Below are 21,523 nucleotides of genomic sequence, written 5' to 3'. Positions count from 1 at the left end.
TCCTCGAGAAGGCCGCTGTTGTTTACTTGCCCTTCTTCGCGTTGGCCGAGACCTTATGGCGGCTAGTGGTATCAGCCTTCGACGCCTTGCCGGCCGCTTCCGTCGAAACCTTCGTCACCTTGCCTTTTGCTGCGGCGGGCTTGGCTACCGGTTCCGACACCTTCACCACGCCAGTCTGGCCGCGGCCTCGTTTCTTATCGTAGCGCGATTCGGACCGCGTGTCTGCGACCTGGGCGCTGGCCTTCTCGACACCGCCGCCGACGGGCACCGTCGCCAGTTTCTGCGGACCCGGCTCGCTCGGCATCGACTTGCCGACGGGGACGTGCAGCACGACCACCTGCCCCGGTGTCACGAGATCGCGCTTCGTCCGGTTCCAGGCCTTCAACTGACCGATCGACACGTCGTAACGGTCGGCGATCATCGCCATCGACTGCTTGCGGCGCACGCGGATCAGCATCTTGCGCGTGTCGGGCACGTCCGGCTCGATCGCGAGCACGGCGCTTTCAGCGACGTCGGCGCTGATGTCTTCGTCGTCGTCATCGGCGCGCGGCACGACGATCGTCGAGCCCGGCTTCAGGCGCATGCCGGCCGGAATCTTGTTGACGGCCATCAGCGTGTCGGGATCGACGCCGATCTTTTCGGCAATCGCGGCCGGACGCGAGCGCTCGGTGACCGTATAGGTCGTCCACGACGACAGCGAACCCGTGTACGACTTCAAGTTGCGTTCGAACGCGCTGGCGTTGTCGAACGGCAGCAGGATCTGCGGCTGCGTCGCGCCCAGAATGACCGGCTTCTTGAACGACGGGTTCAGCGAACGGAATTCATCCGGCGTCATGTTCGCGAGCTTCGCCGCGGTGTCGACGTCGATATCGTGCGAAGTCGTCACCGTCACGAAGTACGGATGGTTCGGAATGGACGGCAGCGTGAGCCCATAGACCTGCGGGTTCGTCACGATGTTCTTGACGGCCTGCAGCTTCGGCACGTAATTGCGCGTTTCCATCGGCATGCGCAGGCTCTGGTAGTCCGTCGGCAGACCGGCCGCCTCGTTACGCGCGATCGCGCGCTGCACGTTGCCCTCGCCCCAGTTATACGCAGCGAGCGCCAGATACCAGTCGCCGAACATATCGTGCAGACGCGACAGATAGTCGAGCGCGGCACTGGTGGAGGCGAGCACGTCGCGGCGCTCGTCCTGCCACATGTTCTGCTTGAGGTTGTACGTGCGGCCCGTGCCAGGCACGAACTGCCACATGCCCGCCGCCTTCGCGACCGACAGCGCCTGCGGGTTATACGCGGATTCGATGAACGGCAGGAGCGCCAGCTCGGTCGGCATATGGCGCGCTTCCAGCTCTTCGACGATGTGATACAGGTACTTCTGCGACCGTTCGGTCATGCGCTGGACGTAGTCCGGGCGCTGCGCGTACCAGTTGACCTGCATGTCGACGAGGTCGGTCTGCAGGTCGGGCATCTGAAAACCACGGCGGATACGGCCCCAGAGATCGCTGTCCGCGCTCGTCAACTGGTCGACGGAACCCTGGTCGACGTTGATCGTTTCTTTGGCGGTGGCAGTCTTGCGAAGGGCGTCGGCTACGGCTTGCTGGCTAGCGGGATCGGAAGCAGTGGAAAGGCTGTTCGTTGCTGGCCCTTGACTCGCGCAGGCGGCGAGCGTCAGGACCAACAACGCGCTAAAGATAAATCTCATGAACGTCTCGGCTTCCAAAGGGGCTGGAATTTGCAGCCGATAGTACGAAAGACCGCCCTTTCCGTCAATCAGAATAATGTGAAAAACGTAGCCAAATCTGAGGCTTGGCGTTTCTTTCTACGATTCGGATGAGCATGCCCCCATAGTTTACCTGGTCAGCGGAACCTGTTCTTCCATTCTCGCATCAACGTGAAAGCGGCCAACCGATCCGGCACCGATTCATGCAACTGCTCGGCGAGCGTCGCCTGAACAGACCGCTCGCCCGCGCGCAAGAACGGGTTGACGGCGCGCTCGTGCGCGATCGTCGTGGGCAGCGTCGGCACATGGCGCGCGCGCAGATCCGTCGCTTCGTCGCGCCAGGCTTGCAGCTTTGCGTTGTCAGGCTCGCACGCGAGCGCGAAGCGGATGTTCGACAGCGTGTATTCGTGCGCGCAATGCACTTCCGTTTCGCCGGGCAAGCCGGCGAGCGCATCGAGCGAATTCAGCATCTGCGCGGGCGTCCCTTCGAACAGCCGGCCGCAACCGCAGGCGAACAGCGTGTCGCCGCAGAACACGTGCGGCGTGCCGCGCGGATCGGCCGCCTGGAAATACGCGATATGGCCACTCGTGTGACCGGGCACGTCGAGAATGGTGAAATCGAGCGCGGGCGCCACGATGTGCACTTTATCGCCCTGTTTGAGGCGCTCCGTCAGGTACGGAATCGCTTCTCCGGCGGGGCCGTAGACGGGCACAACCTGGCCATCCAGCAGATCGGCCACTCCGCCGACGTGGTCGGCATGATGGTGCGTGAGTAAAATAGCGCTCAGCCGCCATCCCCGTTTTGCCAGATAAGCCTTCACCGGGGCGGCGTCGCCCGGATCGACGACGACGGCGTGATGGCCGTCCGACACGACCCAGATGTAATTGTCATCAAACGCCGGGACAGGTACGTACTCGAGCGAATTCATAGGCGACGCATTCTTCAACATGTCTGACCGAACGATTATAGACTGGCCAGCCTGGACCACATCCCCTCCCGGACACTATGTGCTGGAGTGGGAGCAGGCGCAGCTCGACCGCGTCGTGTCCGACGTATTCGGCTATCACGCGCTGCAACTGGGCCTGCCGCAACTCGACGCGCTGCGCGAGAACCGCATGCCCTGCCGCGGCCTCGTGCTCGACGCCGAAAGCGGCGCGAGCGCGCCATACACGTTTCCGCGCGGCGTCGCGGGAGGGCTGCCCGAGCGTCACGCGCCGTCCGGACGCAGCGCCGTCTGGTGCGACCTGCTCGATCTGCCGTTCGAGGCGCAAAGCGTCGATCTGATCGTGATGCCTCACACGCTGGAGTTCACGCGCGATCCGCACCGCCTGCTGCGCGAAGCCGAACGCGTGCTGATGCCCGAAGGGCAGTTGATCATCCTCGGCTTCAATTCGCTGTCGCTGTGGGGCGCGCGGCAGTCGGTCGGCAAGGTCACGGGGCGGCCGTTCGTGCCCGCGGCGCATGATCTGATCGCGTTCACGCGTCTCAAGGACTGGATCAAGCTGCTTGGTTTCGACCTTGAACGCGGACGCTTCGGCTGCTATCGTCCGCCCCTCGTCGGCGAAAAATGGCTGTCGCGTTATGAGTTCATGGAAGCCGCCGGCGACCGCTGGTGGCCGATTTTCGGCGCCGTCTACATGGTCACGGCGATCAAGCGCGTGCGCGGCATGCGCCTCGTCGGTCCGCTGAAAGTCAAGAAGCCCGTGCTGGCCGCCGGCCTCGCGCCCGCCGCCACGCCCAACACCCGCAACAAGGCAAAATGAGTTCAGATCTGATCGAAATCTTTACCGACGGCGCCTGCAAGGGCAATCCCGGACCCGGCGGCTGGGGCGCGCTGTTGCGCTACGGCGCGCAGGAGAAAGAACTGTTCGGCGGCGAAGCGAACACGACCAACAACCGCATGGAACTGATGGCCGTGATCGCCGCGCTCGAAGCGTTGAAGCGCCCATGCAAGGCGATCGTGCACACAGACTCGCAGTACGTGCAGAAAGGCATCAGCGAATGGATTCACGGCTGGAAGAAGAAAGGTTGGGTGACGGCCGCCAAGGCGCCCGTGAAAAACTCGGATCTCTGGAAGCGGCTCGATGCGCTCACGCAGCAGCATGAGCTCGAGTGGCGCTGGGTCAAGGGCCATGCGGGGCATCCGGAGAACGAACGCGCAGACGCGCTCGCCAATCGCGGCGTGGCCTCGCTGACGCAGCTTTAATCTTCAGCAGCGCATTTAAGAACGCTCCATTCTTTTCACGCATCACCACAGACAGGCAACACCGACATGCGTCAAATCATCCTCGATACGGAAACGACAGGACTGAATGCGAAGAGCGGCGACCGGATCATCGAAATCGGCTGCGTCGAGCTGGTGAACCGCCGGCTGACGGGCAACAACCTGCACTTCTACGTCAATCCCGAGCGCGACAGCGATCCGGGCGCGCTAGCCGTACACGGACTGACGACGGAATTCCTGCGCGACAAGCCCAAGTTCGCGGAGATCGCCGACGCGCTGCGCGATTTCGTAACGGACGCGGAACTCATCATTCACAACGCGCCCTTCGATATCGGCTTTCTTAACGCCGAGTTCTCGCTGCTGGGGTTGCCGCCGTTCACCGAGCATTGCGGCGAGGTGATCGACACGCTCGTGCGCGCGAAGTCGATGTTCCCGGGCAAGCGCAATTCGCTCGACGCGCTGTGCGACCGCTTCGGCATCAGCAACGCGCACCGCACGCTGCACGGCGCACTGCTCGACTCGGAACTGCTCGCCGAGGTGTACCTCGCGATGACGCGCGGCCAGGAAAGCCTCGTGATCGACATGATCGGCGAGGCGGCAGCGGGCCATGCAGGCGGCGCGAAGCGCGTGAAGCTCGACACGCTCGAACTCGTCGTGCTCACTGCGACGGAAGACGAACTGGCCGAACACGAAGCATTGCTCGATGGTCTCGACAAATCGGTGAAGGGAACGAGCGTGTGGCGCACCCAACCGGCTGCGGAAGATGTCTCGGCGACAGCGGATGCGCAAATCGCTTAAAAAGTACTTGTCGAAGTCTAAAAGTGCTGACATAATGCACAGCTCTTCGGGTGGTTAGCTCAGCGGTAGAGCACTGCCTTCACACGGCAGGGGTCACTGGTTCGATCCCAGTACTACCCACCAGAATTTCTGGTGTCGGTAAAGACGAACACCGAAGAATTAAGGGCTTAGGTTTAACAACCTAAGCCCTTTTTCATTTTCTCCGCGCCAATCTGTTGCCCGTTTCGTCCCTCACGCGTCCCATCGATTCTGCGTTCGGCTGGTTAAGTTCGTCTTAATCCCGATTACCCGGGCACGGTTCTTACTTCGTTACCACCACGATAAACGCAGCGCACAGCGTGACCTACTGCCGACGAAATGTGCAGGTCCTCCCGCCGATTTCCACACGCACCGCGACTTCGAGCTTCGCCATGCAGCGGATGGTCTTCAACCAATGGACCTTCAGGTTCCAGCCCAACGCGGGTTCGCTTCGTCGAGGCGAGCGCGCCGACTCCAGCTTCGACGCGGCCTCGTGCATGCCATATGAAGCCGGGATCGGCAAAGGCGTGCTCGCGTGGCAGTGGTGTCGCATCAGCCCGCGCTGAAAGCCATCCGTCGACAACTACGCGCCAATGCCGCGCGCCATGCCCGACGCGGCAAACACCATCACGACCAGCAGAATGGATTGCCAGTGCCCCGTTCGGGCAAAGCGGCGGGCGCGGGAGAGATCCGGCGTCTCGCCGTTTCTGACGGCGAGACGCCAGCGGATCAAGGTCATCATCGGCGCGATCTCAAGAGCCAGGATCAGCACGAGCGCCGTCATCTTCACGTGAAAGAGCGACTCGTGCAGGTAGTAGTCCGCGCCCTTCTCAAAGCCACCGAACACGCGCATCAAGCCCGTGACGATCAGAACGACGGCCGTGATGCCCCAGACGTTGTCCGCAACGAAGACGCGCTGTAGACCAGCCGGACCGGACAGCCGACGCAGCCCGCGCGTGCGCCCGATGATCGCGGCGAGCGCGAAGCCATAACCCAGCAGATGGACAGCGGCCAGCAACCAACGGATCAGCATGGACAGCTCCATGAACGATGCAAAGCGGTTGGCGCTTCAGGCCCATTCGGGGCCGTGGATGCACGGACGCGAGGACCGCACCCGGAAAGAAAATTCAGGCCTGGCGCAGACTCGCGTCGAGCGCCCGCGCCGCGACGCGATCGCCTTCCGTCGAGAGCGGCGTCCTGAACACGGTCTGCCGGTTGTGGCCGGCGGCAGCGGGCGAATCCCACATCAACTCGACTTTCGGACGGCGCAGCAAGCCGCCGACACCCGCGCGCTCGAGCGTCGCGTGGCCGTTCGAAATGGGAGGCATGGTCGCAGGCTGCGCGCCTGACAGATCGACGGCCTGCGCCGCGCGCGGCACACCGGCCGCGCGCTCAGTCCCGTCGTGCCAGCGCAACGACAACTCGCGCGCGTCGTACTGGCCGAGCTTGCGGCTTTCAGCCCACACGATGGCCGTCCGGGTGACGGCATCGATCGAAATGGCAAAGCGACCAATCGCGAAGCGGCGTGCAGCGATATTCGTGCGCCACAGCGCCCGCGGACGGCAGATCCACACGACCACGGCGTACAGCGTTGGCGCGGCGAGCAGCCAGCCGTTGGTCGCGGCGACCGCGTTGAACGCGCGCCGCCAGCCGGCCGCCCAGACGAACGCGCCCACCGACCAGACCGCGAACAGCAAACCCAGGAACGCAAACACGCGCAGCGCCTGACGCAACCATTGCGGCAACGGATGGAACGGCCGCTCGGCGCGCGCCTTCGCGCCCGGCAGGAAGATCAGCAGAAAGAGGAAGACGAGATTGATGCACGCCCACGGCGACGAGGCCATCGCCTGCAGTGCCGTCAGCGGGTCCATCTCACCCATCGAGAAGAGCCAGCGCGCCAGTATCACGAGACCGATGGCGCGAAGCGCGAACATCGTGCCGGCGCCGGGCGCCGCGCTCGCACGCGTCTGTTTCGTTCTCGCCAAAGCAATCTCCTCATATCGACCGGCTGCGCCGGATTTGCGGCACGGCCATTATAGGGATATTACCGATTCGTCTCACGGTTGCAGGACCACGAACGCACACTTTCGGTACATTCCCCGCGCGTTTCGCATCGGCGTGCGGCGCAAATGCAACAACGCCCCGCATGTTCGACACATGCGGGGCGTTGTCGGCCCATCTAACCGACCGCGCACGAGCTAAACAACCGTCTCCAGCGCGGCCTGCTTCGGCGAAGATCAGCTTGCGTTGACTTCGCGCAGCACCGTGCGGCGCTTCGCGTGCAGCAGTTCTTCGTACGTCTTCAGGTAGTTCTTTGCCATCACCTTCGACGAGAAGCGCGATTCGAACGCCTTGCGCACTTGCGCGCGCGGCAGCTGGTCGAGACGCTTGAGGGCAGCAACAGCGCTGATTTCGTCTTCGACGACGAAGCCCGACACGCCGTTTTCGATCACTTCCGGCACCGAGCCGCGCTTGAACGCGATCACGGGCGTACCGCATGCCATGGCTTCGATCATCACCAGACCGAAGGGCTCCGGCCAGTCGATCGGGAACACCAGTGCATGCGCGTTGCCGAGGAACTCACGCTTTTCGGCTTCGCCGATTTCGCCGATGTACTCGACGTGCGGCAGCGCCATCAGCGGCTTGATCACTTCTTCGTAATAGGCGCGGTCGGCCTTGTCGATCTTCGCGGCGACCTTGAGCTTCATGCCTGCCTGGCCGGCGATGCGGATCGCGCGGTCGAGGCCCTTCTCCGGCGAGACGCGGCCGAGGAATGCGAGGTAGCCCGGCTCGACGTTGGGGATCGGCGTGAGCACGTTTTCCGGCAGGCCGTGGTACACCGTCGACAGCCAGTGCGCCTGCTGCAGCGGCTGGCGCTGGTTGTCCGAGATCGACACGACGGGCACGTCGCTGAACGTGTTGAAGACCGGCTGCAGTTCGGGCAGATCGAGACGGCCGTGCATGGTCGTCAGGAACGGCACCGGCTGGCGCGCGAACAGCGAGAACGGGTAGTAGTCGATGTGGAAATGCAGCACGTCGAATTCTTCCGCGCGGCGGCGGACTTCTTCGAGCAGCAACATGTGCGGCGCCATCACGTCGCGGATGGTCGGGTCCAGACGCAACGCCTGCGGCCAGAAAGCTTCGAGCTTTGCCGAGGTTTGCGAATCGCCACTGGCAAAAAGCGTCACGTCATGTCCCAGCTCGACGAGCGCTTCCGTCAGGTACGACACGACGCGTTCCGTGCCGCCATAGAGCTTGGGAGGAACCGCCTCGTGCAAGGGAGCGATTTGAGCGATTCGCATAGGGAGAACTCCTCGTAAAAAATCAGGCAAAAAGACTGCAGTTTGGAAAAAGCGACTTCGCTTGCTCGCCAGGGCGCCCGGTTCGGCATGCAGCCTGAAGCTGCACCGGACACGAGCCTGATTCTTTCGAGAAATTCCTGCGATGGATCGCTTGGTAAGACGCCAGCTTGGTCGATGTCAAAGTCTGTGCTCAAAGCCATAAACGCAGCTAACGAACGAACGTTGACAAACTGTCAGTTTTTTCCTGACGCGACCGAGCATGCATTATCGATGCCTGTCTCGCGGACCGGCCCCTACATTTCAAAGTCTTTACGTTGTTACAAACGCGAAACACTTCGCAAACCCTTGTTTTCTCAAGGTGTTTTACAGTAGGAGCCCTGCTTCGGCACTGGCGTCGCAAGCCGTTCGACCGCGGTCATCGTTGACCCGTCTGCGACGGCTGGAACTCAATGAAATTCCGCCTCGCCGGCTCGTATGCAATCTGTAATTATATCTCGAAAATTCACGGCGCTGTCGTGAACCCCTTGCCCGCTCGCGGGTCAAGGTGGGAAACCTTACCGGTACGTGTCGCGAAAATAATCGCGCCCCCATTGGCTGTACCGCCATGCGAAATGGCTTTTGCATGTTTACAATGCGAGGCCTACGCTGGTGTTACGGGCCGTTCCCAGGCACGACCGTTGCACGACCTGAACCCGTTTCAGACGTCTCAAACCGACACTGACAGACCAAACGAACAATTGGAACATCTGACCATTGCCCAGCGAAACGCCCATAACGCAAAGCTTGCGAGCTATGCGCACAGGCCGCTTGCGTTCCTTTTCCGCTTTATCCGACGCCACCCGGTTGCTCATCTGATCGTACTGGGCAGCGTGTTCGCGGCCGTGGGCTGTGCGCTCGCTTCGCAATACGCGATCAAACATCTGATCGACGTGCTCGGCGCGGGCCGTCATCATCCGGGGCCGCTGTGGGGCGCGTTCGCGATCCTGGTCGGCCTGATCGCCGCCGACAACCTGTTGTGGCGCGTCGGCGGGTGGGTCGCCGCGCATACGTTCGTGGCCGTCACGGGCGATCTGCGCAAGGACCTGTTCCAGTATCTGACAGGCCATTCGCCGACCTACTACGCGGAGAAACAGCCGGGCACACTGGCGAGCCGGATCACGGCGACCTCGAACGCCGTCTACACAGCGGAAAACACGACCGCGTGGAACGTGCTGCCGCCGTGCATCGCGGTGGTCGGCGCGATCGTGATGATCACCGCCGTCAATCCGTTGATGGCGCTCGGCCTGCTGACCTGCTCGGCGATTCTGTCGGTCGTGCTGTTCAAGCTGGCTGGCCGTGGCTCGGCTCGCCATCACACCTTCGCGAGCAGGGCGGCTGCCGTCGACGGCGAACTCGTCGACGTGATCGGCAACATGGGCCTCGTGCGCGCGTTCGGCATGACGTTCCGCGAGCAGAAACGCTTCAGCGCGACCGTGAAGTCGGAAATGGTCGCGCGCCAGCAAAGCCTGCTGTATCTGGAGAAGCTGCGTCTGCTGCACGCGGTCATCACGGCGCTGCTGTCGGCGGGGCTGCTCGGCTGGGCGCTGTGGCTCTGGGATCAGGGCAAGGCGACCTCGGGCGACATCGTGCTCGTCAGCTCGCTTGGTTTTACGATCCTGCACGGCACGCGCGATCTGGCCGTCGCGCTCGTCGACGTAACGCAGCACGTCGCGCGTCTCGCGGAAGCCGTGAAGACGCTACTTGAGCCGCACGGCATGCCTGACCACAACGACGCCGTCGAACTCGTGCCGCAAGGCGGCCGCGTGACTTTCGACAAGGTGACGTTCGCGTATCCAAAGCGCCGCCCGATTCTCGATCATTTCGATCTCGACATTCCGGCGGGCCAGCGCGTCGGCCTGATCGGCAAGTCGGGCGCGGGCAAGTCGACCGTGCTCGCGCTGCTGCAACGCTTTTATGAAACCCAGGCCGGACGCATCCTGATCGACGGCCAGGATGTCTCGTCGATCTCGCAGGACAGCCTGCGCCACTCGATCGCGCTGGTGCCGCAGGACATCTCGCTGTTCCACCGCTCGGTCTATGAAAACATCGCGTACGGCCGGCCCGAAGCGACGCGCGACGAAGTGCTCGCCGCCGCGCGCGAAGCCCGCTGCTCGGACTTTATCGAGGCGATGCCGGAAGGCTTCGATACGATCGTCGGCGACCGCGGCGTGAAGCTGTCGGGTGGCCAGCGTCAGCGCATCGCGATTGCGCGCGCGATCCTGAAGAACGCGCCGATCCTGCTGCTCGACGAAGCGACCTCCGCGCTCGACAGCGCGTCCGAGGAAGCGATCCAGAAAGCCCTCGACCGGCTGATGGTCGGCCGCACGGTGGTCGCGATCGCGCACCGCCTGTCGACGCTGCACAACTTCGACCGCATCATTGTGATGAGCGCGGGCAAGGTGATCGACGACGGCAGCCCCGAAGAATTGCGCAACCGTCCGGGCCTGTATCGCGACCTGCTGTCGAAGCAGTTCGGCAAGCATTCGACACTGCACGTCGGCGGCAAGAAGTTCGACGAGCAGCATGTAGCGTGATGCGCTTCTGAACTGACGCGCGATGAAAAAAGCCGCTTCGATGAAGCGGCTTTTTCTATTGGTGTGACAGCGAGAAAGAGATCAACCCTCAGCGGCTTCGCTCACCACCGGTTGCGCGCTCGGCATCTGTTGCAGGTCGCGCATGAAGTTGTCGCGCCACACGGACACGTTGTTCTCGCGCAGCTGCACCATCATGTCGTCGTAGCGCGCCTTGCGTTCGGCAAGCGGCATCGAAAGCGCCGTGCCGAGCGCATCGGCCATGCCGTCGATATCGACGGGATTGACGATCAGCGCGCCCGTCAGCTCCTGCGCGGCGCCCGCGAAACGCGACAGCACCAGCACGCCGGGATCTTCCGGATCTTGCGCCGACACATACTCTTTCGCGACGAGATTCATGCCGTCGCGCAACGGCGTCACGTAGCCGACATGCGCAGTGCGAAACAGCGCTGCGAGCACGGGCCGTTCGTACTGTCGATGGATATAGCGGATAGGCGTCCAGTCGAGCTCCGCAAAGCGGCCGTTGATGCGCCCCGACTCGCCTTCGAGCTGCAAGCGGATTTCCTGGTACGCGTGCAGATCGGAACGCGTCGGCGGCGCGATCTGCAGGAATGACACCTTGTCGCGATACGAAGGCGAATGCTCGAGCAGCCGCTCGAACGCGCGAAACCGCTCGACCAGTCCCTTCGAATAATCGAGCCGGTCGACGCTCATGATCAGCTTGCGCGCGTGCAGCGTCGCTTCGATAGTGCGCACCGGCTTGTCGCCCTCGCCCGCTTTCGCCAGCTCGGCGATCTCGTCGGGATACACGCCGATCGGATAGGCCGCCGCGCGCAGTGTGCGGCCGAACCCGTGCACCACCGTGGGCCCTTGCGCCGAGGCTTCGACGGAACCGTCCGCCTCGTTGACGATGTAATCGCAGAACGCGCGCAGATCGGGCCCGGTCTGGAAGCCGAGCAGATCGAACGAACACAGCGCCTCGACCAGCGCGCGATGCGGCGGCACGGCGAGCAGCACCTGCGCCGCCGGAAACGGAATGTGCAGGAAGAAGCCGATGCGGTTCTTCACGCCCGCCGCGCGCAGCGCCTGCGCGAACGGAATCAGATGGTAGTCGTGGACCCAAATGACGTCGTCGTCGCGCAGCAGCGGCACCAGCTTTTGCGCGAGCCACGTGTTCACGCGGCAATAGCCCTCGAAATCGTGCCGGTCATACTGCAGCAGATCGGGCCGGTAATGAAACGCGGGCCACAGCGTCGCGTTCGAGAAGCCGCGGTAATACTGGTCGTAATCGCGCCGCACGAGGCCGATGGTCGCGAACGTCACCGGGCCGCGCTCTTCGAGCTTGATCTGCGGTTGGCCGCTGCCGAGCACGTCGCCGCTCCACCCGAACCACATGCCGCCCGTTTCCTTCAACGCGTCGTAGACGCCGACGGCCAGGCCGCCCGCCGCGGGGCCACCCTCCGAAATTGGCGCGACGCGGTTCGATACGATAATCAGTCGGCTCATGACGCGAAGTTTCCGTGCTGAACAGGAGCGAGGCGCGGATGAACGGATGTCATCATGCGTTGCGCGCCGCCGCGACGATTTCCGACAGCCACGCAAGCAGCGCGCTGACAGAGCCGATGCGCGAGCGCGCGATCGTATCGCCGCCGCCGACCTTGATCGACAGACCGCCCTTTTCGTTGACGACTACGAAGCCCTTCTCGTCAGTCAGATCGTCGCCCGCAAACACGGGCGTGCGGCCCGTGAACGGCGGCTCGTCCAGAAAGGCGCGCAGCGCGCGGCCTTTGTCGACGTCCTTCGGCTTGATTTCATAGACCATCTTGCCCGGCTGCAGTACATAAGCGCCCGGGTACTCGGCGACCAGACGGGTCGTCGCTTCGCGCGCCACCGGTTCGCGATCGGGCGCGTTGCGATAGTGCAGCGCGAGCGCGGCGCCCTTGATTTCAAGCAGCGTTCCGGGATTGGCGTTGACGACTTGAGCAAGCACCTGCTCCATGCGCAGCAGACGGTCGTCGTTGAAACCGATACGCTGCGTGTCGCCGTTCGCGTCGCGCCGCTCGGCGCCGTGCAGTCCGGCGATGGGCATATCGGGCATGCAGAGAAACTGGTCGATGCTGTCGATCCCGCGTCCCGACACGATCGCCACCGCGCCGTTCGTCAGACGCCGGAGTTCGGTGAGCAAGGAGATCACCTCGGGTTGGACCAGCACGCCGTCGGGCGTCGGTGCGAGATCGACGAGCGTGCCGTCGAAATCGAAGAAAAATGCCGTCTCCGTCGGAGACAGAAAAGCCGGAAGTGCTTGCATCGGTGTACGTTGCCTCTCAGCCGCTTGCAGCCGGAAAAGTGTGCGCATCTTACCGCGCATCGATCGTTTTTTCGAGAAAGTAAGTTTTCGTGCCGCGTGGACGGGCGTTCCGGGCTGTCGCGCCAACGAACGGACTGCAAACTCCGCACGATCCGGCTACAGCCGCCTTTCACCGCGCTGCGGCATATTGACTCGCTTTTTCCCTCACAGAGCCACGGTACAACGACGCGTCTGAAATTGCGATAGAGTCGCAACGGAGTGCGCCGTGGACATGGAATAGCATGGACCGCCATCGAGTCATGCCAATCGCGGAGCGCCGGTTGCGTTCCGTTTGCGCCCTGTTCTGAATCGAGTCGTCGAAACTGCCTTTGTTCCCGAAAGCACTGGTGTCCATCTCCCGCTTCCTCGCTCCGCACGCTTCTACGTCAATGCGCGTGGCGGCGTTGAGCGTCGCGCTGTGCGCAGCGCTCAGCAGCGCGGGATGTTCGCATCAAGGCGAACCGTGGCAGTTGACGGACGTGAGCGGACATCTGCCCGACCTCGATTTCACGCTGACAGGCGACGACGGCCGGCCCGTCGCGGCCGATACGCTCAAGGGACGCGTATCGCTCGTCTACTTCGGCTATACGCATTGCCCCGATGTCTGCCCGGAAACGATGGGGCGTCTGATGCAGGTCATCGGCAAGCTCGGGCGGGACGCGCAGAATGTTCGCATCCTGTTCGTCAGCGTCGATCCCGCGCGCGACACACCCAGCGCGTTGCACGACTACGTCGGCGCATTCGATTCGCAGCACGCGTTCGGCCTGACGGGCACGGATACACAGATCGAGCAGATGGCAAGGCATTACCGCGTCGCGTATCAGATGGAAAAGCGCGACCCGAACGGCAATTACGAGGTGACGCACAGCTCGGCGGTCTACATCTTCGACGCACGCAATCGCGCGCGCCTGCTCGCCACGGACCACGACTCGCCCGACGTCATCGCGCGAGACGTGCGCCGTATCATTGAAGACCAATCCTGATTTCTCACAGGTTCGCCATGACACAACAAATCAAAACGCTTTCGAGGGTCCACACGCTGGTTTGCGCAGCCGCTTTCGCGTTCGTCGCCACGGGCAGCATCGCCGCGCACGCTGCCGACAGCAAGCAGGCCATCGCCGTGCAGAACGCATGGGTCCGCTGGCTGCCGAACAATCTGCCCGCCGCCGCGTACGTCACGCTGACCAACTCGAGCGACAAGGCGATCGATCTCGTCGACGTGTCGAGCGCCGATTACGGCAGCGCGATGCTGCATCAGACGGTGTCGAACGGTTCGACGCAAAAGATGGTGATGGTCGACAAGTTGACGGTACCCGCGCACGGCCAGGCGTCGATTGCGCCGGGCGGCTATCACGTGATGCTCGAAGAAGCGAAGCATAAGATCGCGCCGGGCGACACGGTGCATCTGAAGCTGCAGTTCTCCGACGGCGAAACGCTCGATGCGCCGTTCGCCGTCAAGTCGCCTTCGCAGACCAAGTAACGGCGGGTGACGAACCCGCGATGACTTTGCTCTACTGGCTCGAACCCTGGGAGCCGTCGCCGACTGTCGTAATCGTGATGCTGCTCGCCGCGCTGCTGTTCGCGCGCGGCGTGCGCAAGGCGAAGGTGTCGGTGGCGCGGCAGGTGTCGTTCTGGTTCGGGCTGGCCGCGCTCTATGTCGCGCTGCATACGCGGCTCGACTATTTCTTCGAGCATGAGTTCTTCATGCATCGCGCGCAGCATCTGGTGCTGCATCATCTCGGGCCGTTCTTCATCGCACTGTCCTATCCCGGCGCGGCGCTGCGCTGCGCGCGGGCATTCCATTCGCGTGGCGGCAACGCTACGTGCGGCCCGCGCTACAGATGCGCTGGGTGCGCGCGACGCTCGATGTTCTGTTTCATCCCGTTGTCGCCGTCGTTCTGTTCGTTGGACTGATCTATTTCTGGCTGCTCTCGCCGATTCACTTCGTCGCGATGCTCGACTGGCGGCTGTATCGCGTGATGAACTGGAGCATGGTGATCGACGGGTTGATGTTCTGGTGGCTCGTGCTCGATGCGCGGCCCGCGCCGCCTGCGCGGCTGTCGCCCGGCAAACGCGTGCTGTTGGTCGTCGCCGCGATTCCGCCGCAGATCATGCTCGGCGCGTTCATCTTCTTTTCGCCACGCGAGCTCTATCCCGTCTATTCGATCTGCGGGCGCGCGTTCACATGGCTCAGTCCGATGCGCGATCAGCAGATCGGCGGACTGTTGCTATGGATTCCAGGTTCGATGATGAGCGTGATCGGTGCCGTGCTCGCGCTGCGTCACTGGATGAGACTGTCGGCGCGAGCGCGCCTGCGTGATGAACGGCATGTGCCAGCGTCTGCCGGCACGCACATTGTCGCGCACGCTAACCGTTGATCCGTACTGAGACGCTGCAAGCGTCACGCAGAACGCATCCAGATATGCGGGATACCGTCCTCTTCGTGCACGTCTGAAATCGGCTCGAAGCCGAACGCGCCATAGAATGGCTGCAGATGCGCCTGCGCATGCAGACGTATGGGCGTGCCGGGCCACTGCGCATGGATATGCCCGAGCACCGCTTCGAGCATCGCACTGCCGAGGCCTTGTCCGCGGAAATCGGCCGTCGTCAGCACGCGGCCGATGCGAATGTCAGCGTCGTCGTTATCAGGCAGCAGCACGCGCAAATAGCCGGCCAGTTTCGCGCGCGCGCCGGACGGCTGCGCGCCGTACGCGAACAGATGCCACGCGTCGATATCGAGTCCATCGACATCGCCATACAGGCAGTTCTGCTCGATCACGAAAACGGCTGCGCGAGCGGCGAGCATGTCGTAGACCTCGACGTTCGTCAGATCGTCGAAAGCCTTCCAGCGCCATTCGATAGGAGAAGTCTCTTTGCTTTGCATACGTTGCTGCCCGGTCGTGACGTTGCCTTGGCGCGAAACCCCGCGCTGAAAAAAGAAAAGCCCCGAAATCTCGGGGCTTTTCTTTGCTTCTGGAGGCGCGAACCGGAGTCGAACCGGTCTAAACGGCTTTGCAGGCCGCTGCATAACCGCTTTGCTATCGCGCCGAAAGCGGACTACCGAACCGTACTTTGTTGCAGTTGCAACGGCTCGCAGATTTTGTGCGATGACCTGAAAAACACGACATCAGGGCCACCTGCGTTTGATGCTTCTACTGAAGCATCAAACAAAAAGGGAAGCTTGGCTTCCCCCTATGTGTGGAGCGGGAGACGAGTCTCGAACTCGCGACCTCAACCTTGGCAAGGTTGCGCTCTACCAACTGAGCTACTCCCGCATGAACCTGCGCTTTACTGCTTTACAACGCCCTGCTGACTGCTTGCCGCAAAACGCTGCTTCAAAATCTGGAGCGGGAGACGAGTCTCGAACTCGCGACCTCAACCTTGGCAAGGTTGCGCTCTACCAACTGAGCTACTCCCGCGTTTTCCTTCTACTGCTTCCTAGTGTTTCGCGCTGTTTAGTAGCGCGTGCACCGGAGAAACGAGATTATGTAGAAGCCGCCGAATCGTGTCAACTCTTTTTGTACGAGAGATTGAAAATTCTACTGATGCATCGCGCTGATGCCGCGACGTCTCAACCACTACGTCACGCCATACCACCGCGCTCGCGAATCTGCGGCCACGCAAGCTTCATGTAGTACAGCATCGACCAGATCGTGAGGAACGCGGCGAGATAGATGAGCCACAAACCCCACACGCGCGTGTCGATCGAAAACACACCGAGCGATAGCGGACCATAGAACAGCAGCATCGGGATCGCGGTCATCTGGCAGGCCGTCTTGAACTTGCCGAGTGAGTTCACTGCGACGCTCTTCGACGCGCCGATCTGCGCCATCCATTCGCGCAGCGCCGAAATCGCAATTTCGCGGCCGACGATCACAAGCGCGATCGCCGAATCCAGACGCGACAACTGTACGAGCACGAGCAAGGCGGCTGTCACCATCAGCTTGTCGGCGACGGGATCGAGGAACGCGCCGAACGCGGACGTCTGGTTCCACTTACGCGCGAGAAAGCCGTCGAACCAGTCGGTCAGCGCGGCGAGGATGAAAATCGTCGCCGCGGCCAGATTGCGGTGCGCCGGACTCAGCATCATGTCCGGCAAATAGAACACGCCCACGACGAGCGGAATCAACACTATCCGCAGCCACGTCAGGAAGATCGGGAAATTAAACGGCATGGGCAGGCGCTACGTTCTGAGATAAGAGATGCAATTGTGCCGCTTCACCGGGCGAGCCACAAGCAAGGCCCGGGCGCATGGCGCAGCGGCATACGTGGACGCTGACACGTTCAATGCAACTGACGATAAATCTGCTCGGCGAGCGCGAGCGAAATGCCCTCGACGCTCGCGAGATCGTCGATACTCGCCGCCACCACGCCGCGCAAGCCGCCAAAGCGCGCCAGCAGCCGCTGACGCCGCTTCGCGCCGACACCTTCCAGTTCCTCGAGCCGCGACGTCTGGCGCGTCTTGCCGCGCTTCGCGCGCATACCCGTGATCGCGAAACGGTGCGCTTCGTCGCGGATCTGCGCGACCAGCATCAGCGCCGCGCTTTCCTTGCCGAGTTCGAGCGCCGACCGGCCGTCCGCGAATACGAGCGTCTCGAGGCCAACCTTACGCCCTTCGCCCTTCGCGACGCCGACCAGCATGCCGAGGTCCAGCCCGAGTTCGTTGAATACCTGGCGCGCGATCTCGACCTGCCCTTTGCCGCCGTCGATCAGCACGATGTTCGGCAACAGCCCGCCCGCGGCAACGGGTTCCGCGCCTTCCGGCGCGACGGCCGGATCGGCGGCGGCTTCAGGTTGCAGCTCGGCCGCTTCGTCGTTCGCGTTCGCCGCGGCCTGCGCGACCATCTTCTCGTAGCGGCGCGTGAGCACCTGACGCATCGCCGCGTAGTCGTCGCCGGGCGTGATACCCGTGATGTTGTAACGCCGGTACTCGGACGACTGCATCTTGTGATGGTGATAAACGACGCACGACGCCTGCGTCGCTTCGCCCATCGTATGGCTGATGTCGAAGCATTCGATGCGCAGATGCGCGAGGTCTTCGCATTCGAGCGACAACGTGTCGGTGAGCGCGCGCGTACGCGATTGCTGCGAACCTTGCTCCGACAACAGCCGCGCGAGCGCGATCTTCGCGTTCTGCTCGGCCATCGCGAGCCAGGCGCGCTTCTGGCCTTGCGGCTGGCGCAACAGCGTGACCTTGTGCCCAGCCTGCTCGATCAGCAGATCGACGAGTTCGCGGCTCGCGGGCGCGTGGCTGACCACGAGCACGGGCGGCACGCGATTGCCCAGATAATGCTGTGCAATAAACGCTTCGAGCACTTCCGATTCGATGCCGGGCGTGCGGCGCGGCTTCTTGCCGGTGTCGGCGTCTGCGTCTGCGCCAGTAGCGACTTCGGGTTCTTCGCTGCTTTCCTCCGGCAAGTCTTCGTCGACACTGACGACTTCATCAGACTCCTCGCCCAGCTCCGCTTCGACATCGATCACTGTCGCAGGCTCAGCCCGCACGATTTCATCGCCATCGTCGAAACCGCCCTCTTCCGCTGTCAACGCGCTTTCGACATGCGTCGGGAAATACGCCTTGTCACCGAGATGCCGGCCGCCGCGCACCATCGCGAGGTTCACGCACACGCGCCCGCCAAGCGCGACGACGGCCAGAATATCGACGTCGCTCTCGCCGCCCACTTCGATGGCCTGTTGATGCAGCACCGTCGACAGCGAACTCATCTGATTGCGCACAGCCGCTGCCTGCTCGAACTTCAGTTCGCTGGCGAAAGCGTGCATCTTCTGCTCGAGTTCGTTCATCACTTCCGACTGCCGTCCGAGCAAGAAGCGCGACGCGTTCGACACATCGCGTGCGTAATCTTCTTCGCTGATCGCGGCAACGCACGGGGCCGTGCACCGTCCGATCTGATGCAGCAGACATGGCCGCGTGCGGTTGTTGAACACGGAGTCTTCGCAAGTGCGCAACTGGAACACGCGCTGCAGGATCTGAATGCTCTCACGCACCGCCCACGCGCTCGGGAACGGTCCGAAGTACTGGTTCTTCTTGTCGACCGAACCACGGTAATACGCCATGCGCGGGAACTGATGACCCGTCAGCTTCAGATACGGATATGACTTGTCGTCGCGAAACAGGATGTTGTATCGCGGCGCCAAAGCCTTGATCAGATTGTTCTCCAGCAACAGCGCTTCGGCTTCGGAACGCGTGACCGTCGTCTCGATCTTCGCGATCCGCGTGACCATCATTGCGATGCGCGGCGACAGCAGCGTCTTCGTGAAGTAACTCGACACGCGTTTCTTCAGGTCGCGCGCCTTGCCCACGTACAACACCGTGCCCTGCGCATCGTAATAGCGATAGACGCCCGGCATGTGCGGCAACTGGCGCAACACCTTCTTCGGGTCGAAGTCTTCGGCGACGGCTTCGGGCACGCCGGGCTTCGCGGCGGAACCGGCTGCGGGAGAGGGATCGGATCGGGTCATGCAGAATCGGATTGGGCGCCGCGTACGCACGGCGCGTCATGTGGGTGATGTGCTTGTCGGGTAGCCCGACTTTCTTGCGAAAGCCGGGCCCCCCGAGAACCGTACGTGCGAGTTTCCCCGCATACGGCTCAAATCTACAAACAAAGTTCTGTCTACAACAGAACCGGCTTAGTTACAACCAGCTTACCAGCGTGCACTTGCTGGTGGCAGTGCGGGTGGAGCAGCACCCGGTTGGACAGCGCGTCGGTACCACCATGCATCCGAAATTCCAGATGATGATCGTGCCAGCCCGTGTCGTCCGTTAGCGCACAGCCACAATGCGCGCATAGCCCGCCTTGTGACATATACAGCGTCGCCCACTGCTTTCGGTAGCGCATTTGTTCCCACATGCGCCCCTGCCGCAGGGTTTCGCCATATTGCTCCCATGTCGGATCAAAAGGATTGAACTCGCCCTTGATCCTCGTGTGCCGTTTGATAGCCATACCACTAAGCTGGTATAGCTCATTCAGCCCCCAACTACCGTCTTCGCGTACCGTACGAACCGCAAACACCCAGTGCCGGGCACCGATAGAGTGAAAGTACTTCTGTTTCACCCACACAGCGCTCTTTTGCGGGTGCCTCCGCTTCGACCACCGCCAGAGCTTCCGAAAAATCAGATGCTCCATGCGGCTGTACGTCTGCTTGGCCGAGACCGGACGGTGATACTGCGCCCATCCGCGCAACATCGGGTTCAGCAGTTGAATTAGATCCCCCTGCTTTGCCGTTTTGTTGCCGCTGATCGTTTCCGCCACCTTGCGATAGAACGCTTGCGCGTTTTTCTTGCTCGGCTTGATGAGCAGTTTTCCCGAGTACTTCCGGAAATTCCACCCAAGGAAATCGAAGCCTTCATCAATGTGGGTGATGCGCGTCTTCGCCTCAGACAGTTGCAGGCCCCGAACCGCAAGGAACGCTTCCACCCAAGGCCTGACCACGCTTTCCAGTATCTCTTTCGAGTCACCGGTAATCACGAAGTCATCCGCGTATCGCACCACATTGACCTTCAACTTCTTAGCTTTGACGATCCCAAATTTCGCACCGAGGTGCGCAACCAGTTCACGCTCCAGCCCATTCAGCGTCACATTCGCCAGCGTCGGGGAGATGATCCCTCCCTGCGGCGTACCGGCCTCAGTCGCCTGTAGCTGACCCTTGTAAATCAGGCCAGCCTTCAACCACTTCCGGAGAATTTCCCTGTCCATGGGGACATGGTTTTCCAGCCAATCGTGGTTGATGTGGTCAAAGCAGCCTTTGATATCCGCTTCCAGTACCCATCGGGACGAATCCTTCCGGGACGTGCAAGCGCGTACCTGACCCATAGCATCAGCCGTCGAACGGTTTATCCTGAACCCATAAGAGTTCGGGTCGCTCGTCGATTCCGATACCGGCTCCAACGCCAGCAGATACAGGGCCTGCATCGCCCTGTCCCGCATGGTCGGGATGCCCAGCGGGCGCTCCTTTCCATTGGCTTTGGGGATAAAGACTCTCCGTGATGGCAGAGGCTTGTATCCGCGCCGCTTCAACCTGCCGACGGCTTCCCACCGGCTTTCAGGCGAATCCCACAGTTCGCGATCGACTCCGGCCGTTCGCGCACCCTGGTTCTGCGTAACACGTCGTACCGCGTGCAGCTTTGCGGACAACGTGCGGGTCAACATCCGTTGCAGGGCTTTCACCCTGCGCCATTTGCCTTCCCGCGTCGCCTTCGCAATTCGAATCTGCATCCCTCTCACGTTCCGTTCAACCCGACGCCAATCTACGGCGTGCCAGTTGTCCAGCGCGTGGGAAAGCGCAGATCCAGTCTTTCGACCAGATACTTTCATGCTGCTCTCCTACCTTGGATTAGACCCCCGGCAGAAGGCGCATCTCCCCCAGCGGGGAAGACACACCCCGCTGGGGAACAACAGACACCTCAATATGAGCGCATGCACTCACATCTCGGACAAACACCTCAATACGGGCGCGCGCGCCCGCATCTAACCAAGTTACAGAGGGTAGTCAGCCGTCTTGCGACGGTAGACCAGACGGAAGTCTGCCCG

General features: G+C 62.2%; 18 protein-coding genes, 4 tRNA genes and 1 pseudogene. 9 read left to right on the top strand and 14 right to left on the bottom strand.

What is annotated here, in order from left to right; all coding sequences use genetic code 11:
• Positions 1-22 precede the first annotated feature (22 nt).
• Together C2L64_RS04825 and gloB are read right to left on the bottom strand one after the other, a co-directional pair.
• Positions 23-1,699, bottom strand: a complete 1,677-nt coding sequence (locus tag C2L64_RS04825) for a transglycosylase SLT domain-containing protein (RefSeq protein WP_007748054.1) — start codon at positions 1,697-1,699, stop codon at positions 23-25.
• A gap of 155 nt (positions 1,700-1,854) precedes the next feature.
• Positions 1,855-2,646 (bottom strand): hydroxyacylglutathione hydrolase, encoded by a 792-nt coding sequence (gloB, locus tag C2L64_RS04820; protein ID WP_090835805.1) that lies wholly within the window; start codon positions 2,644-2,646, stop codon positions 1,855-1,857.
• A 19-nt stretch (positions 2,647-2,665) separates the two neighbouring features.
• Here gloB and C2L64_RS04815 point away from each other — a divergent pair, with 19 nt between their 5' ends.
• From C2L64_RS04815 to C2L64_RS54040, 5 genes are all read left to right on the top strand, one after another.
• Positions 2,666-3,481, top strand: a complete 816-nt coding sequence (locus C2L64_RS04815; protein ID WP_009770793.1) for a class I SAM-dependent methyltransferase — start codon at positions 2,666-2,668, stop codon at positions 3,479-3,481.
• A complete protein-coding gene (gene rnhA, locus C2L64_RS04810) occupies positions 3,478-3,924 on the top strand; it encodes a ribonuclease HI (protein WP_007748049.1) in 447 nt (148 codons plus the stop codon). Before C2L64_RS04815 ends, rnhA begins: the two co-directional genes overlap by 4 nt.
• A 66-nt stretch (positions 3,925-3,990) precedes the next feature.
• Entirely contained in the window at positions 3,991-4,740 is a 750-nt protein-coding gene (dnaQ, locus tag C2L64_RS04805) for a DNA polymerase III subunit epsilon (RefSeq protein ID WP_079499986.1), read from the top strand.
• Between the two features lie 48 nt (positions 4,741-4,788).
• Positions 4,789-4,863 (top strand) — tRNA-Val (locus C2L64_RS04800).
• Between the two features lie 287 nt (positions 4,864-5,150).
• A complete protein-coding gene (locus tag C2L64_RS54040; protein ID WP_167306977.1) occupies positions 5,151-5,324 on the top strand; it encodes a hypothetical protein in 174 nt (57 codons plus the stop codon).
• A 17-nt stretch (positions 5,325-5,341) separates the two neighbouring features.
• On the opposite strand, the gene C2L64_RS04795 is transcribed toward C2L64_RS54040, so the two are convergent.
• From C2L64_RS04795 to C2L64_RS04785, 3 genes are all read right to left on the bottom strand, one after another.
• Positions 5,342-5,791 (bottom strand): DUF2214 family protein, encoded by a 450-nt coding sequence (locus C2L64_RS04795; RefSeq protein ID WP_090835806.1) that lies wholly within the window; start codon positions 5,789-5,791, stop codon positions 5,342-5,344.
• Positions 5,792-5,885: 94 nt separating this feature from the next.
• Positions 5,886-6,743: a hypothetical protein gene (locus tag C2L64_RS04790; RefSeq protein ID WP_090835759.1), complete on the bottom strand. Its 858-nt coding sequence runs from the start codon at positions 6,741-6,743 to the stop codon at positions 5,886-5,888.
• Positions 6,744-6,995: 252 nt separating this feature from the next.
• A complete protein-coding gene (locus C2L64_RS04785; protein ID WP_079499989.1) occupies positions 6,996-8,060 on the bottom strand; it encodes a glycosyltransferase family 4 protein in 1,065 nt (354 codons plus the stop codon).
• Positions 8,061-8,797: 737 nt separating this feature from the next.
• Between C2L64_RS04785 and C2L64_RS04780 the strand changes: the two genes are divergently transcribed.
• Positions 8,798-10,633 carry an ABC transporter ATP-binding protein gene (locus C2L64_RS04780; RefSeq protein WP_009770791.1) on the top strand — a complete coding sequence of 612 codons (1,836 nt, stop codon included), beginning with the start codon at positions 8,798-8,800 and terminating at the stop codon, positions 10,631-10,633.
• Between the two features lie 81 nt (positions 10,634-10,714).
• Here the strand turns inward: C2L64_RS04780 and otsA are convergent, their stop codons facing one another.
• Positions 10,715-12,136 carry an alpha,alpha-trehalose-phosphate synthase (UDP-forming) gene (gene otsA, locus C2L64_RS04775; RefSeq protein ID WP_090835760.1) on the bottom strand — a complete coding sequence of 474 codons (1,422 nt, stop codon included), beginning with the start codon at positions 12,134-12,136 and terminating at the stop codon, positions 10,715-10,717.
• Positions 12,137-12,188: 52 nt separating this feature from the next.
• Positions 12,189-12,938: a trehalose-phosphatase gene (gene otsB, locus C2L64_RS04770; protein ID WP_007741102.1), complete on the bottom strand. Its 750-nt coding sequence runs from the start codon at positions 12,936-12,938 to the stop codon at positions 12,189-12,191.
• A gap of 428 nt (positions 12,939-13,366) precedes the next feature.
• Between otsB and C2L64_RS04760 the strand changes: the two genes are divergently transcribed.
• From C2L64_RS04760 to C2L64_RS04750, 3 genes and pseudogenes are all read left to right on the top strand, one after another.
• On the top strand, positions 13,367-13,960 hold the full coding sequence (locus tag C2L64_RS04760) for an SCO family protein (protein WP_090835761.1): 594 nt from the start codon (positions 13,367-13,369) through the stop codon (positions 13,958-13,960).
• 17 nt (positions 13,961-13,977) lie between these two features.
• The gene (locus C2L64_RS04755) at positions 13,978-14,457 is read left to right on the top strand and encodes a copper chaperone PCu(A)C (protein WP_007741099.1); all 480 of its coding nucleotides are present in this window, start codon (positions 13,978-13,980) and stop codon (positions 14,455-14,457) included.
• Between the two features lie 20 nt (positions 14,458-14,477).
• A pseudogene (locus C2L64_RS04750) lies at positions 14,478-15,355 on the top strand (cytochrome c oxidase assembly protein).
• Between the two features lie 23 nt (positions 15,356-15,378).
• On the opposite strand, the gene C2L64_RS04745 reads toward C2L64_RS04750, so the two are convergent.
• The 7 genes from C2L64_RS04745 to ltrA all read right to left on the bottom strand — a co-directional run bounded on the left by C2L64_RS04745 (position 15,379) and on the right by ltrA (position 21,307).
• A complete protein-coding gene (locus C2L64_RS04745; RefSeq protein ID WP_090835762.1) occupies positions 15,379-15,861 on the bottom strand; it encodes a GNAT family N-acetyltransferase in 483 nt (160 codons plus the stop codon).
• A 90-nt stretch (positions 15,862-15,951) separates the two neighbouring features.
• A tRNA-Cys gene (locus C2L64_RS04740) sits at positions 15,952-16,025 on the bottom strand.
• A gap of 151 nt (positions 16,026-16,176) precedes the next feature.
• A tRNA-Gly gene (locus C2L64_RS04735) sits at positions 16,177-16,252 on the bottom strand.
• A 68-nt stretch (positions 16,253-16,320) separates the two neighbouring features.
• Positions 16,321-16,396, bottom strand: a tRNA-Gly gene (locus tag C2L64_RS04730).
• Between the two features lie 164 nt (positions 16,397-16,560).
• Positions 16,561-17,151: a CDP-diacylglycerol--glycerol-3-phosphate 3-phosphatidyltransferase gene (gene pgsA, locus C2L64_RS04725; RefSeq protein ID WP_007741090.1), complete on the bottom strand. Its 591-nt coding sequence runs from the start codon at positions 17,149-17,151 to the stop codon at positions 16,561-16,563.
• Between the two features lie 110 nt (positions 17,152-17,261).
• On the bottom strand, positions 17,262-19,454 hold the full coding sequence (gene uvrC, locus C2L64_RS04720; RefSeq protein WP_090835763.1) for an excinuclease ABC subunit UvrC: 2,193 nt from the start codon (positions 19,452-19,454) through the stop codon (positions 17,262-17,264).
• A 152-nt stretch (positions 19,455-19,606) separates the two neighbouring features.
• The gene (gene ltrA / locus C2L64_RS04715; protein ID WP_090835764.1) at positions 19,607-21,307 is read right to left on the bottom strand and encodes a group II intron reverse transcriptase/maturase; all 1,701 of its coding nucleotides are present in this window, start codon (positions 21,305-21,307) and stop codon (positions 19,607-19,609) included.
• Positions 21,308-21,523 lie beyond the last annotated feature (216 nt).

Origin of the sequence: Paraburkholderia hospita, from assembly GCF_002902965.1 — a bacterium.
In the GTDB taxonomy this organism is placed as follows: Bacteria; Pseudomonadota; Gammaproteobacteria; order Burkholderiales; family Burkholderiaceae; genus Paraburkholderia; species Paraburkholderia hospita.
The sequence above is the reverse complement of the archived record's forward strand: the minus strand, read 5'-3'. Positions and strand labels throughout refer to the sequence as shown.

Excerpts from the sequence above, each read along its gene's own strand:
- C2L64_RS04755 (WP_007741099.1), top strand. The coding sequence starts at position 13,978 with ATGACACAACAAATCAAAACGCTTTCGAGGGTCCACACGCTGGTTTGC.
- ltrA (WP_090835764.1), bottom strand. The coding sequence starts at position 21,307 with ATGAAAGTATCTGGTCGAAAGACTGGATCTGCGCTTTCCCACGCGCTG.
- C2L64_RS04795 (WP_090835806.1), bottom strand. The coding sequence starts at position 5,791 with ATGCTGATCCGTTGGTTGCTGGCCGCTGTCCATCTGCTGGGTTATGGC.
- pgsA (WP_007741090.1), bottom strand. The coding sequence starts at position 17,151 with ATGCCGTTTAATTTCCCGATCTTCCTGACGTGGCTGCGGATAGTGTTG.
- C2L64_RS04760 (WP_090835761.1), top strand. The coding sequence starts at position 13,367 with ATGCGCGTGGCGGCGTTGAGCGTCGCGCTGTGCGCAGCGCTCAGCAGC.
- C2L64_RS04745 (WP_090835762.1), bottom strand. The coding sequence starts at position 15,861 with ATGCAAAGCAAAGAGACTTCTCCTATCGAATGGCGCTGGAAGGCTTTC.
- C2L64_RS04815 (WP_009770793.1), top strand. The coding sequence starts at position 2,666 with ATGTCTGACCGAACGATTATAGACTGGCCAGCCTGGACCACATCCCCT.
- rnhA (WP_007748049.1), top strand. The coding sequence starts at position 3,478 with ATGAGTTCAGATCTGATCGAAATCTTTACCGACGGCGCCTGCAAGGGC.
- otsB (WP_007741102.1), bottom strand. The coding sequence starts at position 12,938 with ATGCAAGCACTTCCGGCTTTTCTGTCTCCGACGGAGACGGCATTTTTC.
- C2L64_RS04785 (WP_079499989.1), bottom strand. The coding sequence starts at position 8,060 with ATGCGAATCGCTCAAATCGCTCCCTTGCACGAGGCGGTTCCTCCCAAG.
- uvrC (WP_090835763.1), bottom strand. The coding sequence starts at position 19,454 with ATGACCCGATCCGATCCCTCTCCCGCAGCCGGTTCCGCCGCGAAGCCC.
- dnaQ (WP_079499986.1), top strand. The coding sequence starts at position 3,991 with ATGCGTCAAATCATCCTCGATACGGAAACGACAGGACTGAATGCGAAG.
- C2L64_RS04825 (WP_007748054.1), bottom strand. The coding sequence starts at position 1,699 with ATGAGATTTATCTTTAGCGCGTTGTTGGTCCTGACGCTCGCCGCCTGC.
- otsA (WP_090835760.1), bottom strand. The coding sequence starts at position 12,136 with ATGAGCCGACTGATTATCGTATCGAACCGCGTCGCGCCAATTTCGGAG.
- C2L64_RS54040 (WP_167306977.1), top strand. The coding sequence starts at position 5,151 with ATGCAGCGGATGGTCTTCAACCAATGGACCTTCAGGTTCCAGCCCAAC.
- gloB (WP_090835805.1), bottom strand. The coding sequence starts at position 2,646 with ATGAATTCGCTCGAGTACGTACCTGTCCCGGCGTTTGATGACAATTAC.